This window comes from uncultured Anaerococcus sp., assembly GCF_937934665.1.
Lineage (GTDB): Bacteria > Bacillota > Clostridia > Tissierellales > Peptoniphilaceae > Anaerococcus.
Genome location: NZ_CALGYW010000064.1, coordinates 1 through 14,798, shown reverse-complemented (window position 1 = coordinate 14,798; position 14,798 = coordinate 1). Strand labels below are relative to the sequence as shown.

Annotated in this window: 15 protein-coding genes and 1 other annotated feature; of the genes, 1 reads left to right on the top strand and 14 read right to left on the bottom strand. The window is 35.6% G+C overall.

The window, feature by feature from the left end; translation table 11 throughout:
* Nucleotides 1-47: 47 nt before the first annotated feature.
* From Q0410_RS03440 to Q0410_RS03405, 8 genes are read right to left on the bottom strand one after another with little or no spacing between them, the layout of a single operon-like run.
* Nucleotides 48-644: a DUF4230 domain-containing protein gene (locus Q0410_RS03440; protein WP_299032857.1), complete on the bottom strand. Its 597-nt coding sequence runs from the start codon at nt 642-644 to the stop codon at nt 48-50.
* Nucleotides 645-698: 54 nt separating this feature from the next.
* On the bottom strand, nt 699-1,325 hold the full coding sequence (gene trmB, locus Q0410_RS03435) for a tRNA (guanosine(46)-N7)-methyltransferase TrmB (RefSeq protein WP_299032855.1): 627 nt from the start codon (nt 1,323-1,325) through the stop codon (nt 699-701).
* 46 nt (nt 1,326-1,371) lie between these two features.
* On the bottom strand, nt 1,372-2,259 hold the full coding sequence (locus tag Q0410_RS03430) for a DegV family protein (protein ID WP_299032853.1): 888 nt from the start codon (nt 2,257-2,259) through the stop codon (nt 1,372-1,374).
* Between the two features lie 50 nt (nt 2,260-2,309).
* Complete coding sequence (gene brnQ / locus Q0410_RS03425; RefSeq protein WP_299032851.1) at nt 2,310-3,653, bottom strand: branched-chain amino acid transport system II carrier protein; 1,344 nt, start codon at nt 3,651-3,653, stop codon at nt 2,310-2,312.
* Nucleotides 3,654-3,709: 56 nt separating this feature from the next.
* A complete protein-coding gene (locus Q0410_RS03420) occupies nt 3,710-4,060 on the bottom strand; it encodes a Spx/MgsR family RNA polymerase-binding regulatory protein (protein WP_299032849.1) in 351 nt (116 codons plus the stop codon).
* 38 nt (nt 4,061-4,098) lie between these two features.
* Complete coding sequence (locus Q0410_RS03415) at nt 4,099-4,374, bottom strand: DUF503 domain-containing protein (protein WP_299033013.1); 276 nt, start codon at nt 4,372-4,374, stop codon at nt 4,099-4,101.
* A gap of 7 nt (nt 4,375-4,381) precedes the next feature.
* Nucleotides 4,382-6,160, bottom strand: a complete 1,779-nt coding sequence (locus tag Q0410_RS03410; protein ID WP_299032847.1) for a phosphatidylglycerol lysyltransferase domain-containing protein — start codon at nt 6,158-6,160, stop codon at nt 4,382-4,384.
* Nucleotides 6,157-6,858: an alpha/beta fold hydrolase gene (locus tag Q0410_RS03405; protein ID WP_299032845.1), complete on the bottom strand. Its 702-nt coding sequence runs from the start codon at nt 6,856-6,858 to the stop codon at nt 6,157-6,159. The genes Q0410_RS03410 and Q0410_RS03405 overlap by 4 nt, the downstream gene beginning before the upstream one ends.
* Before the next feature lie 94 nt (nt 6,859-6,952).
* On the opposite strand from Q0410_RS03405, the gene Q0410_RS03400 reads away from it, so the two are divergent.
* On the top strand, nt 6,953-8,320 hold the full coding sequence (locus tag Q0410_RS03400) for a leucyl aminopeptidase (protein ID WP_299032843.1): 1,368 nt from the start codon (nt 6,953-6,955) through the stop codon (nt 8,318-8,320).
* A gap of 195 nt (nt 8,321-8,515) precedes the next feature.
* Here Q0410_RS03400 and Q0410_RS03395 read toward each other — a convergent pair whose 3' ends face one another.
* The 6 genes from Q0410_RS03395 to mgtE all read right to left on the bottom strand — a co-directional run.
* Entirely contained in the window at nt 8,516-9,229 is a 714-nt protein-coding gene (locus Q0410_RS03395) for an ABC transporter ATP-binding protein (protein WP_299032841.1), read from the bottom strand.
* An 8-nt stretch (nt 9,230-9,237) separates the two neighbouring features.
* On the bottom strand, nt 9,238-10,020 hold the full coding sequence (locus Q0410_RS03390; protein WP_299032839.1) for an ABC transporter ATP-binding protein: 783 nt from the start codon (nt 10,018-10,020) through the stop codon (nt 9,238-9,240).
* Nucleotides 10,013-10,867: a branched-chain amino acid ABC transporter permease gene (locus tag Q0410_RS03385; RefSeq protein WP_367178697.1), complete on the bottom strand. Its 855-nt coding sequence runs from the start codon at nt 10,865-10,867 to the stop codon at nt 10,013-10,015. The genes Q0410_RS03390 and Q0410_RS03385 overlap by 8 nt, the downstream gene beginning before the upstream one ends.
* Nucleotides 10,868-10,991: 124 nt before the next feature.
* Complete coding sequence (locus tag Q0410_RS03380; protein WP_299032835.1) at nt 10,992-11,879, bottom strand: branched-chain amino acid ABC transporter permease; 888 nt, start codon at nt 11,877-11,879, stop codon at nt 10,992-10,994.
* 92 nt (nt 11,880-11,971) lie between these two features.
* Nucleotides 11,972-13,162 carry an ABC transporter substrate-binding protein gene (locus Q0410_RS03375; RefSeq protein ID WP_299032833.1) on the bottom strand — a complete coding sequence of 397 codons (1,191 nt, stop codon included), beginning with the start codon at nt 13,160-13,162 and terminating at the stop codon, nt 11,972-11,974.
* A gap of 57 nt (nt 13,163-13,219) precedes the next feature.
* Nucleotides 13,220-13,453, bottom strand: a binding site (T-box leader).
* Nucleotides 13,454-13,742: 289 nt separating this feature from the next.
* Nucleotides 13,743-14,798: magnesium transporter (gene mgtE, locus Q0410_RS03370; protein WP_299032831.1), on the bottom strand; the 1,056-nt coding region annotated here is incomplete at its 5' end.

The following is a 14,798-nucleotide window of genomic DNA, read 5'->3' as shown; positions in this document are numbered from 1 at the left end:
ATATAAAAAATGCGTTTAGTATAGGTAAACTATCCTAAACGCATTTTTTAATCGAACTTGACTTCATATTCTTCAAGCTGTGGATTTATCTTTAGTATATCCACTATAGCTTCCTTGGTTTTTTCATCAGCCTCTTCTAAAAAGCCCTTTGCTTCTAGGTCTTTTTCGACCTTTTTCATCTCATCTTTCCTAAAATCAGAAAAATCTTTTATCTCTAATTGATTAAAAATTGAATTTTTCTCATCAAAAATTGTTAGAGAATCTTCATCTATCACATGGTTTAAAATTTCTGCCTTAGGTATTTCAATTTCTATCTTCTTAGTCTCATCATTTAAGCTCACTTTGGCTTCTTCTAAGTTTATACCTGCATTTACTTCCCCATCATAAGAAATAATAAATTTCTTTTGAGTAAAAGGCAGCTTCATTCCATAAAATCCAGATTGATTTTCAAAAGATCCTACATTGGTATACTTATACTTTAGTGTTGTGAGTTCCTTTACCGAAAGAATCTGATTTTTAATAATATCTGATGATACTTTAGTTTTTGAATTTAAAACTCCACCTTTCATTCCCAAAAAATACGAAACGAAAACTATAGCTACAAGAAGTAAGAGTCTTAAAATCCATTTCTCGGTTTTTTTCATTTTTTCTCCTTTATTATTTATTTACTAAAACCTTACTTTCTTTTTTATAAACTTCTATTTAAACTTTGCTTTTAGAAAGAAAATTGGCATATCTCTGTCCCTAAATTTCCTCTCGTATTCTGTAACTACGGAATCTTCTTCTTTTAGATCTCTATCTACCTCTACTATATCCATACCAAACTCTTTCATATAAGTTAGACTAGAATCAAAAAAGTCCTCATTATCAGTCTTTAGTTCTATTTCAGCACCTTTATTACAAATAACTTGGTAGAGTTTTAGAAAGTTCTCGTGGGAAAGTCTCCTTTTATGATGGCGTTTTTTAGGCCAAGGAGTAGAGAAGTTTAAATAAATTTTTGAAATTTCTCTTTCATCAAACATCTCACTAAGCTCTTCTGCCTTACCTACTATGCCATAGACATTAGAAAGTTCATTTTCTTCAATTTTCCTACAGGCAGATACAAAGGCATTGGTATTCATTTCAAGGGCAAGGAAATTTTTGTCTGGCTCACTAATTGCCTTATTTACTATAAAATCACCCTTACCTGCTCCTATTTCTAGCTCTATATCATTATCATTTTTAAATAAGTCCTTAAAGCTTCCCTTATGATTTTCTGGATCAAATATTATGTACGAGCTTTCCTTCATAATGGGTATAGCATTTGGTTTATGTCTTAATCTCATATATATATCTCCTCGTAAAAAAAGAAAGTCGCTTTAAGCGACTATCTTACTCATCTTTCTCTTTACCCCAGAAACCAGCTCCAACAAGGCCTGGTCCCACGTGGCTTCCTACTGTTGTTCCTACTTCATATATTTTTATATCGCCTTGGTAATCATCTAATACATCCCAAAGCCTTTGCCTAAGCTCTTCTGCATCATCAACCGCATTGGCATGGATTAAATAGATTTCATTTTTATATGGGAAATCTTTTATCAAACGATCAGCTATTTTCTTAGTTAAGGCCTTCATAGCTTTTTTCTTAGTCCTTATCTTATCCCTTACAATTATCTTACCCTCTGTGTTTGTATCCATAATAGGGCAAATATTTAAAAGATTGCCAAAAGATCCTGCAGCCTTTGATACCCTACCTCCCCTAACAAGGTAAGATAGGTCTGAAACGAAAAATATAGAATTTACCTTGAGCCTATTATCAAGAGCCCACTTGTAAACTTCTTCTATAGAATGTCCTTCCTTACGCATCTCATTTATTCCAAGTAGAAATAAACCCTCACAAGCTGTAGCAGTAAGGCTATCTACTATATAAATCTTTCTATCAGGATACTTTTCTTCAAGATTTTTTTGAGCCATATAAGCTTGTTGAACTCCACTTGTAAGCCCAGATGATAGGCAGACATGAAGTATATCCTTATCTTCTTCTAATAATTTTTCAAAATAGTCTATATAGGTTAGATAATTTATCTGACTAGTTCTAGCTATGGCACCATCATTTAATCTTTGGTAGAACTCATCATAGCTTATAGTTTGTCCTAAATCATCTATAAAATCCTCACCGTCGATTTGGTAAGGAAATCCTATCCATTTAATATTTTCTTTTTCTAGCTCTTCTCTTGGTATATCGACAGTAGAGCTTGCGCTTAGTATAAAATCACTCATATTTACCTCTCATAAATCTAAATAATATCATACTGATAATAAATTTAAATTCAATTTCTTAGACGCTTCTTATCTATTAAAACGGCTATAAGAAAAGTTAGAAGGGCAGGTATAAACCATGCAAATCCTATTTCAAACCCTGGTAGAAAACCACCTGCAAAATCTAGTATTTTTGTAACGAATCCTGCTTTGCTAATAAAGTCAGGACTTGCCTTTAAAAAGTCTAAAAAGGCAAAAATTGCTGTCACCCCTAAACTAAGTTGGTAGACAAATTTTCTCTTACCAATAAATATAGAAATAATAGATAAACTTATTAAGACTATAGATATAGGATAGATAAACATCAATACTGGTAGGGACAAGGCTATAATTTGCTTTAATCCTAAATTTGCTATAAGCAAAGATACAAAGGAAAAGATTATGCAATATGTTTTATAAGAATGCCTGTGGTTGAACATATCTTCAAACATTTCTGAACAAGCTGATACAAGTCCGATTGCAGTTTTAAGACAAGCAGTAAAAACAATTATAGACAAGAGTATGTGGCCAAGGTTACCTAAGTAATACTCAGAAATTCTTGCTAAAATAACAGCCCCATTTTCAAATTCATCTAAAATATTTGCTGCAGCCCCACCCATAAAGGAGAGACCTGCATATATTATAGACATTGCGATAAGGCAAACAAGACCTGACTTTAATGTTTCAAGTGCCATGGACTTCTTATCTGTAACACCAAGCTCTTTTATACTAGATATAATAATGATAGCAAAAGCAAGACCAGCTGGTGCATCTAAAGTATTGTAGCCATCTACAAACCCTACAGCTACAGGGCTTGACGTATATTTGGCAGCTGGTGGGTTTACCCCAACTGGACCCATTGGTTTAAATATCGTAAATAAAAGTAAAAATGATAGTAATATCAAAAATAATGGTGTCAAAAATTTACCAATTGTATCCATAAGCTTCGCTTTTTTGATTGAAAAATATAATACTAAAGCGAAAAATACCAAGGAAAATATTAATAAACCAAGTGAATTATAAAAACTCTTGCTTCCCTCAAATATTACTTCATATGTAGTTGTCGCAGTCCTTGGTATAGCAAAGCCCGGTCCTATAGTTAAATACAAAATCGTTGTAAAAAAGTAAGCAAACTTCTTGCCAGCGGCCTTTGATAGGTCAAATAAACTCTCGCTATCACTCGCCGCAGTTGCAACTACAGCTAAAATTGGTAGACTTACTGCCGATAGCAAAAATCCTATAGTTACTAAAGAAATATTGGCCCCAGATCTTTGGCCTAGTTCTAGTGGGAAAATCAAATTTCCAGCACCAAAAAATAGTCCAAAAAGCAAGGAGCCAATCAATAAGTTTTCTGATAAAGTTAATTTTTTTCTCATATCCAACCCCTAAAGTTTTTTATATGATACGCCTTTATCATGTATTTTGCAATAATTTATAGGGCTTCAACGTATTTTCTTACGTCAGGGCCAACAAGGATTTTACCGTCATCTAAGAAAAGAATTGGTCTTTTTACAAGCATACCATCTGTGGAAAGCTTCTCGTACTTTTCTTCAAGAGTCATATCTTTTAGCTTATCCTTAAGATTTTCCTGCCTATAAATCATCCCAGAAGTATTAAAAAATCTCTTAATATCATAGTCTGTTGACTCATGCCACTTTTTAATCTCATCTTTCTTAGGATTATCTTCCTTTATATCCCTTATTTCGTAAGATAAGTTTTTCTCATCCATAGTCTTTAGTACATTTTTACAAGTTTGACACTTGCTATAACAAATTATTTTCATATTTCCTCCTATATATTAATCTCTTACCCTTAGCTTACTTAGCCTAATCTAGATATGTGATTTTCTAAAATTTCGACCTGGTATCTTTGCTCAATCTTTATGCTTATTTTTTCAAGAATTGACCTAGCCACCTTGTTGTCACTTGATACTGCCACAAAGGCAAGGCCTGCTAGGTTTAGCATGTCTTGATCAGCTACTTCTGCAGCTGACACATTAAAATTTTTACCAAAATCTAAGATACCTTTTACAGTCTTCCTTTTATCCTTTAGCGAAAAACTATCATAGATCCTGATTCTCATTTCTAATAGATATATATAAATATTAGTCCTCCTTGATTTTTCCCTTATCTGCTGCCATTATAGCAAATATCGAAGTAATAATAAAATTACCCTTGCCAAAGCAGGTATACCTGGCCTTCCACTTTGTAGCATATTTAGACTTATAATTTCTAAGACCCTTGAAAGGATAAAGGCTATCTGCATACTTAAATATAAAAGAGGCAATCCTTTCAGACAGGTAGGCCGACTTATATATACCTACATTCGAAAGAGGTGCCATGCCTAGATTAAAATACTTATATCCCTTATCTTTGGCATAGATAAATAGGTTCAAAAATAAGTAGTCCATCATAGAATTGGCCTTCATGTCTAGATCATAACGCATTAGGTCAATGGTTAGGATTTTTTCATCATAATTTGGCATAAGACTTGTAAAAGCTGTTATTTCTCCATCCTTATCTAACACTAGGCCTATCTCTGACATATTTAAATAGTCCCTATCAAAAAAGCCCATAGAAAATCCCTTCTCTTCACGACCCTTAAGCCATATATTAGAGATTTCTTCCAACCTATCAAGGGTATAGCTATCCAAGGGTGGACTTACTATCTTAAACTCATATCCGTCCTTGTCAAACCTATTTAAGATATTTCTAAGACTAGATTTTTTCCTACCGGCTAGAGAAAATCCTTCCAAATCTAAGAGGGCATTTTCTCCAAATTTCATAAAATCAAATCCATAATCATGAAGAAGGAGAGTGAAATTCCTACCTACCTCATAAAATATAGGATTTAAAGACAGAATACGACACTTATTTATAAAGTCATTAAGCCCCTCTTCTAAAAATTCCTTCTTCCCGACTGGCTCTCCCATTACTATTATCTTATTATTTACTATCTGATATATGAAGGCTAAAACTTTTTCATCTTCTTTTTCATAATAGTAAATATACTTATCTCCTAAAAGACCCAGACCTGCAGCTGTAGATGAGTTTTTATTATTATTTGCTAAAAATTCCCTGTACTCATCTAGGTTAGGTTTTTCAAAAAAACTCTCTTTACCCTTCATATATAAAAGTATCAACCTTAGGCTAAGTGCCATAGCGGCAAAAGTTAGGGCAAAAAATAGACTTTTATAGACTAGGGGAAAATTTGTTAAGGGCCTTGTAGTAAAGGTATTTTTAAAATAAATTATAAGCCAAAATACACCAAAAAGTAAATCTATTGAGATCTCCTCTATACTATAAATAAAACTTTCCTTAATAAGGATATCCCTTGTCACATGGGTAGTTAAAGTAATTATAGCTAGGGGTAAGAGAGATATCAAAGGCTCTCCTAGTAAACATAGATAAATCCCAGTAAAGATTAATGTCGGATATAAAATATTTACAAACTTTTTTTGCCTGGCTAAAGAAAGCCTAGCTGCTACTATAAAGATAAAACCTATCATTAATTCTACAAAAGATCTAAATAAACCCACTGTCACGAAGGAAAATTCATCAAAAGGAAAGTAAGATAAGTATTCGCTTACATCCGCACTTAAAATAAAGCTAAGACCGTAAAATCCTATAAAGACCGAATTTATTTTTTGTATGGCTTCCTTAAAAAGCCTCGCTGCCATATCTCCATAGTTTTCTTTGATTTTTAGAAAAACATCCTTAAAATTTAGAAATACACTTATAAAAAATCCACCAAGGATAAGGCCTATAATGACCCTTAGGTATATATTTATGGTAGATTTTCCTACAAAATAAAGCCCTATGGCTAGTAGGGATAAAATAAATAAATTAATTAAATTATGTTTATACTTTAGTAATTTTTTCATAAATCTCCCTTCAAAAAGTCAAAAACCACCTTATTAAAGATTTCTGGACTAGTCCTGGCTAGCCTGTGACCCTGGTTTTTAACTATAATTAACTTAGAATCTTTTATATTTTTCGCTATGTTTTTTATATGACTTATCCTGATTAAGTCGTAAGAACCTGCTATAATTAGGCAAGGCTTATCTATATCTCTTAAGTCTTTGATGTCTATTTTTAGATCTGTTAGCAAAAGCCTTGCTACCCTCTTATTTCTTTTAAAAAAAGGAAGGATAGACCAAAATATGTTTTCGATAAGCATGGCAATCTTTGTAGGTAGGGTAACCCCCTTAAACCTTGCATTGGGTGCATTTAAAACCATCTTATCTACGTAGTCGGGATATAATTTATTAAAAATCAGACAAAGGTTGGCCCCACCAGAAAATCCCAATAAACTTGCTTTTTTTATCCCAAGTTTGTCATAGACTTCCTTTAGATCATTGGCCAGGATATTAAAATCAAGCTTATCTTTTGTATTTGTAGAAAAACCATGGTCCCTAAAGTCAATTAGAATTAGGTGAAAATACCTAGAAAGATAGCCTATTTGGTACTCAAAGTAAGTCATATCTCCGTCATTACCGTGGAGCAAAAAAAGGTCTTTTCCCTTTCCGTACTCCTTATAATATATCCTTGTCTCATCATTTAAAATTATTTCACTTCCCATAAGAACTCCTTGCTCCTATTATATCCTATTATTTTAATCTAATAAATAAATGAATATTATTTTTTTACTTGTATGATAAAAGAAGGAGGATAGTATGCAAGTTAATTTTAAAACAAATGATAAAAACCAGATACTCTTTGCCTTTAAAGATCAAATAGATTGTGAGTATTTTAAAGGTTCTAAGGGAGAAATAAAGGCTAATGACGGCAAGATCATTTTAGGTCTTGGCTGTGAAGATAAGTTTGATAAGGAAGTTTTCAAAGAAGCTCTCCTTAGTCTAGCAAACTTTCTAAAAGATAAGGATGTACCAAGTATTTCTATCAAAGACAATCCTACAGGGCTAAACGATAAGGACTTTGCCCTAAGACTTGTTGAAGCAATCATTGTTGCTTCCTATGACTTTTCCTATTATAAGTCAGATAAGAAGGAAAACTTATTTAAAGAAGTTTATCTAGATGAGAAATTCAAAATCTACGAAGAGGATATAGAGGAGCTAAAAAATATCCTAGAGGGACAATTTTTAGCTAGAGACCTTGTAAATCTAAGGTCAAATGATATTTATCCAGCTACTCTTGCCCAAAAAGCAAACGAAAACCTCTCTGACCTAGGTGTAGAAGTTAAAATCTACGACAAGGACCAAATCCTAGATATGGGTCTTACTGCCTACTATGAGGTAGCCAAGGGTTCAGATAAGGAACCAAAGTTTATAGTTATGGAATACCTCCATGGACAAAAAGATAAGGCCCCACTTGCCCTAGTTGGCAAGGGTCTAACTTATGATGCTGGTGGTTATTCAATAAAAACATCCAAGGGCATGAAGACCATGAACTCAGATATGGGCGGAGCAGGATCTGTAATAGGGGCTATGAAGGCTATTGCCTTAAATAAGCTTGAGGTAAATGTGGTGGCTATAGTAGCAGCTTGTGAAAACCTAATCTCTGGCAGAGCCTACAAACCAGGTGATATTATAAAAGCGAGAAATGGTATGACTATAGATGTAGATAACACTGACGCAGAGGGAAGAATCACCCTGGCTGATGCTGTAAACTACGCCGCTACAGAATATAAACCAGCCCTACTTGTAGACCTTGCAACCCTTACAGGAGCAGCCCTAGGTGCCCTTGGTGAAACCTACACTGCGTCTATTACAAATGACCAAGAGGCCTTCAAAAAAATCCTTGAAGCTAGTAAGAAGATGGACGAAAAAATTTGGCTAATGCCAAATGATCCTTTCTTTAAAACTTACAACAAATCAGAAGACGGAGATGTCAAAAACTCCGGCGGCCCTCTAGCAGGTTCTATCACAGCAGGTCAATTTATAGAAAACTTTATCGAAGATACACCTTGGATTCACCTAGATATAGCAGGTACTGCCTATCTTTCAGCGCCACAAGGCATAAATGGCAAGGGAGCCACAGGGGTCCATGTAAAAACTCTATACGAACTAGCTAAAAAATATTAATTTTTGCTATAAAAATGGGGCTGTTGCAAATTGTGAATAATTATCGTCCCATCATCATGAGGTTCTCTCTCAAAGTTTCATGTTTAGCCCGCCGGCTCATAGAGGCGAAACTTCACGAGAAAAAAGCCCGTCGGCTCATTGAGACCTCATGATGATATTGGGACGATTTATTCATTCTGCAACATCCCCATTTTTTTATATACCTAGGTAGGCTGCCTTTACATCAGGATCTGTCTTAAGGTCAGCTGCCCTACCTTCTTTTACAATCTTACCTGTCTCTAGGACATAGGCCCTATCTGCTACATCTAGGGCAAGATTGGCATTTTGCTCAACTAGTAAAATTGTCCTACCCTCTTTTTTTAAAATCCTAATTGTATCAAAAATCTTATCTACAAATAAAGGAGAAAGTCCCATAGAAGGTTCATCTAAAAGGAGGACTTTGGGATTTGTTAAAAGTGCCCTACCCATAGCAAGCATTTGCTGCTCCCCACCTGATAGGGTGCCAGCCTTTTGACCCTTTCTTTCCTTGAGCACTGGAAATAGCTTATAAATCTTATCCAGTTCTTTTTTCAAATCTTCTGGACTCCTATCTACAGAGTGAGAACCCAATCTCAAGTTATCTTCAACTGACAAACCTTGAAAAACTCGTCTGCCTTCAGGAACTTGAGCCAGACCGTCTCTCGTGATTTTATAAGATTTTTCTTTTTTTATCGATTTTCCATTAAAGAAAATATCTCCATCCCCAACAGGAAGTAGGCCAGATATTGTTTGGAGGGTAGTTGTTTTGCCGGCCCCATTTGCCCCTATTAGGGACACAACTTCACCTTCTTCAACTCTCAGATTTATCCCCTTTAGAGCCTTGATATTTCCATAGGAAACGCTTAAATTCTCTACTTTTAATATACTCATTTTCTTTCCTAACTACCTAAATAGGCCTTCACAACTTGCTCGTTCGATATAACTTCGTGAGGATTACCTTCTGCAAGGATTTCTCCATAGTTTAGTACTATAAGTCTTTCTGAAATGCCCAAAACCAAGTTCATATCGTGTTCTATTAGAAGGATTGAAACTCCTGTTTTCTCTCTTATTATCCTTATAGAATCCATCAAATCCCTTGTTTCTGACTCATTCATACCTGCAGCAGGTTCATCAAGAAGGAGGACTTTTGGACGAGTGGCCATGGCTCTTGCGATTTCTAACTTTCTTTGAGCCCCGTATGGGAGAGATCCAGCAAAGGCCCTAAAGTATTTTTCAAGGTCAAATAATTTTAGGATTTCCATAGCCCTGTCTGTTGCATCATTTTCTTCCTTCCAGAAAGCCGGCAGCCTAAACATACCAGTTAGGATGCCATATTCCATATATTGGTTCATGGCAAGTTTTACATTATCAAGAACAGTTAGGTTATCAAAAAGCCTTATATTTTGAAATGTTCTAGCTACACCAAGCTTAGAAAGCTTATCAGGCCTTGTTCCATTTACCTTTTCTCCATCAAGGATAATTTCCCCACTAGTTGGTGTATAGACTCCTGATAGCATATTAAATAGCGTGGTCTTTCCAGCTCCATTTGGTCCAATTAGACCAAGTAGTTCTCCATTTTTTAACTTAAAACTTACATCATCTACTGCCTTAAGTCCACCAAAAGAGATGCTAAGATTATTTATCTCAAGAACATTTTCACTTATAACTTCTTTACTATTCACCTTCTACATCTCCTTTCTTGTACTTATCTATTTTAAGCAGTCTTCTTATAGAAAATTCCTTCCTACCTAGTAGACCTTGAGGTCTAAAAATCATTACCACTATTAGGATCACAGCATAGATTACCATCCTCCATTCAGCAAGTGGTTTTAAAAGCTCAGGTAAAACTGTAAGACCAATTGAAGAAAATATTGCCCCAGTTATGGAACCCATCCCCCCTAAAACTACCATTACCAAATAGTCAAAAGACTTGTTGTAGTTAAAGATATTTGCTGCAAGAACTCCTATGCTTTGGGCATAAAGTGCGCCAGCTATACCTGCAAAAACTGCCGATAGGGTAAAAGCCTGGGTCTTATACTTGGTTATGTTTACCCCACAAGCCTCTGCTGCTAGCTCATTGTCCCTTATTGATAAAACTGTCCTACCTTGACGACTTGACGCCCAGGTAAAGATCATAGTTATTACAAAAACTGCTAAGAAATAATACCTGCCAAACTCGTTGCTAGTAGGTATACCAGCAAGTCCCTGAGCTCCTCCAGTAAAGTCTAAATTTTCTATCAAAACTCTGATAATCTCGCCAAAGGCCAGAGTAACTATAGCTAGGTAGTCCCCTGTCAACCTTAAAACCGGTAGACCTATTATAACACCGAATACTGCTGCCACAAGACCACCTACTATTAGGCTTAGAATAAAGGCAGGAAACCCGCTTACAATCCCGCTTTTAAGAAATAAGGCTGCTGAGTAGGCTCCAATAGCCATAAATCCTGCATGACCTAGGTTGATTTGACCAAGGACTCCTACAGTTAAGTTTAGGCTTACTGCCATGATCATGTTTATACATATCAACATAAATAATCCCTGCCAATACCTGCTTATAAGTTTAGCAGATATTAAGCCCTGAATTATAACAAATAATAATATTATTAAGCCTGTTGTGATTAAATAAGTTTTTCTTCTGTTTTTTGACATATAATCACACCTTTTCTTTCTCTAATTTACCAAATAAACCATTAGGCTCTACAAGTAAAACTACTATCAAAACTACAAATACTATAGCATCTGCATAGGCGCTTGATAGGTAGGCCCTGGTTAAAACTTCTATTATACCAAGGATAAGACCACCAACAACAGCTCCCGGTATAGAACCTATCCCACCTAAGACTGCTGCAGTAAAAGCCTTAATCCCTAACATAGATCCCATGAAGGGTTGGATTTGTGGGTAGCTTGCCACATATAAGACAGATGCAACACCTGCAAGGGCAGATCCTATAGCAAAGGTCATAGTCATGACTTGATTTACATTTATACCCACAAGCTCTGCTGCTCCATAGTCTTCACTTACTGCTAGCATCGCCTTGCCGTGCTTACTCTTATGAACAAATAAACTTAAGGCATAAGTCAAAATAATTGTTGTTAAAATTGTAATAATTGTTGCAAAAGATAGATGAACTCCCCCAAAGTTTATAGATATTTGTGGGAAAAGTGCTGGTACAGGTTTAGCACTAGATGTAAATATTTTAACAAAGAGGTTTTGTAAAAATAGGGATACACCTATGGTTGTTATCAGTAGAGAAATCCTTGACGAATTTCTAAGTGGCTTATAGGCCACCCTTTCTATCACTACACCTAAGAGGGTACAAACTATGATTGCTGGTACTATAGCAAGCCATAATGGAAGGCCTGCCTTAAATAATGGTAATTGGATTGCTAAAAAAACTGTGTAACCTCCAACCATGATGATATCCCCATGGGCGAAGTTAATTAACTTAGCTATTCCATAAACCATTGTATATCCTAGGGCCACCAGGGCGTATATACTACCTAGTTGGAGGCCATTAAATAATTGGGTTATAAAATCCATTTAAATCTCCTTTAAAATTTGGATAAATCTACTAGCAAAATTTTCCCTTGCCAATTTCAAAAGAAAATTTTAATTTCGGCAAGGGAGATTTTTTACTTACTTTCTTCTACTCCAGCATCACTGTCAAACTTGTACTCGCCATTTACGATTTTCATCATCTTGGCAGTTTTGATTGGGTTGTGGTTTTCATCATAGGTAAAGGAACCTGTTATACCGTCAAATTTGATATTTTTAAGGGCTTCTATCACCTTATCCCACTCAGTTGTGCCAGCTTCTTCTACAGCTTGCTTATAAAGGTAAACTGTGTCATAACCTTCTGCTGCAAATGTTGATGGTTTATCACCGTATTTTTCTTCATAGGCTTTTACAAAGTTTTGTACTTTTTCGCTTGGATCTTCTAGGGTAAATTGGTTGGCAAAGTATGAACCTTCTATAGCATCAAAGTTTGATTTATCCATGACAGATAAGACTGTATCCCAACCATCTGCCCCAACTAGGGTAGCCTCTATTCCAGCTTCTCTAACTTGTGGCACTATTAGGGCTACTTTTTCATAATAATCTGGTATAAATAAGACATCTGGATTTTCTTTCCTAACCTTTGTTAACTGAGCCTTAAAATCTGTATCACTATCGCCGTAGGATTCATCAGCTACAACTTCCATACCAAGGCCTTTAGCTTTTTTGCTATAAACGTCAGCTACTCCCATAGAAAAGTCTGAAGATTGGTTTCTTAGGATAGCGACTTTTTTAGCATCTAAATTATTTTTAGAAAAGTTTGCTAGTACTTCTCCTTGGAAAGGATCTGTAAAGCAGGTTCTAAAGGCATTTTCCTTACCCTCAGTGATATTTGCTTGGGTACCTGTAGGTGTTATATAGACAACCTCGTCATTGGCTGCTGACTCTGCTATGGCTAGGGAAGGCTTAGATGGCACTCCACCGAAAATTGCCTCTACCTCATCTTGCATAAGGTTGTTGTAGTTTGTAACAGCATCTGTGATCTCACCCTTATCGTCATATTCAAACCATTCAATTTGTTTGCCAAGGATTCCACCGTTTGCATTTACTTCATCAACCGCAAGCTTGATACCATTGTTGGTTGTGATACCATAAACTGAAACTGGACCAGTTAATGGTGCAGAGTTTCCAAGTTTAACAGTTTCACTCGCTTCTTTTTTTGCACCGTCATCGGCTTTTTTACCTTCATTTCCACCATCATTTGAACAAGCTGTTAAAAACAAACCTGCAAGTAACATTCCAACTGCTAATTTTTTTCTTAATTTCATAATTTCCTCCTAAATTTTTGGGAATAAAAAAACCTTCGTCTCTTCACTCCACTTGGATAAAGAGACGAAGGGTAATATACATATTTTTACCATCCGCGGTACCACTCTTCTTCATCTAATGATGCACTTTTTCATTTAATGAATAGCTCTGTAACGGGAGCTCCCGGCAACCACTTACATCTCAGTGGGCAGCTTCATGGTGATTTTCATCAGGATATCCTGGTATCTTCCACCAACCGATACCTCTCTAAAAAGATTTTCCTAACTACTCTTCCATGTCGTAGCTTTTGTTTGTTGTTAGGTAAAATATACACCAAAAAATATTCCTTGTCAAATATTTTTTTGATATTTATGAAAATTTCTTGATTATTATAAATATCCTCTCTTAAAAAAGACTATTTTCCAATATCTCCAATAAAAAAGGGACTGTTGCAGAATGAATAAATCGTCCCAATATCATCATGAGAACCTCTCGTGAAGTTTCACCTCCTTGAGCCGGCGGGCTAAACATGAAACTTTGAGAGAGAACCTCATGATGATGGGACGATAATTATTCATAATTTGCAACAGCCCCAATAATTTATATACCTAGCAGTAAAGATGCTACTTCAAAATAAATTAAAAGTACACCTGTATCTACTATTGTTGTTATAAGTGGACCTGCCATTACTGTTGGGTCTATATTTAACTTATCAGCCAAAAGTGGCAAGAGGCCACCAACTATATTTGAAATAACTATAGTCAAAAACAAGGTCATGGACACTGTTAGATTTACTGCTAGACTTACATTATCAACTATAAGAATCCTTACAAAGTTAATAACAACAAGCACTAGCGAAACTAAGCTGCCCACCCTTGCTTCCTTAAAAATGACTCTCAAAAAATCCTTGGCTGTAAGATGTCCAGAATATAATTGGGTCATAATAGTTGTTGAAGCTTGGCTTCCTGCATTACCACCTGAGTCCATCAGCATAGGTATGTAAGCAGTAAGGACTACTGCCTGAGCTAAGAGGCTTTCATATCTTTGAATGATAAAACCCGTCATAGTCGCAGTTATAAGACAGATTACAAGCCAAGTTGTCCTGTTCTTGGCAATTTTTGCAGATGATTCATCTATATAAGATTCTGCCTGGTCTGAAATACCTGTTATATTAGCAAAGTCTTCCTGTAACTCTTCATGAACTACGTCAATTACGTCTTCTGCTGGTACTATACCTATAAGCCTACCCTCAGAGTCAGTTACTGGTACCTCTCCTAGGTCGTACTTGATAGATAGCTTAGCTACAACCTCTTGATCATCAGTTGGGCTAACAGCCGCTGTGATTTGTTGGGTAATATCATCTATAGTTCCTTTTTTATTTCTAATAAGATCAGCTATAAATACAAAACCAGTTAGGACCAAAGAGTCATTGGTTACCCAAATTTGTTCCAGTTTTTCCGCATCGAGGTCACTTTCCATTACCTTTTTCATAGCTTCTACTGGAGTCTCACTAGACTTAACTGACAGGAAGTTAACTGTCATTATAGAACCAACAGAATCTTCCGGATAACCAAGAAGTTCGTTTATGACTTCTCTTCTGGCACTATCAATATGGCTTGTCATAAGCTTCTTAACCATATTAGCAGGTAGCTCTTG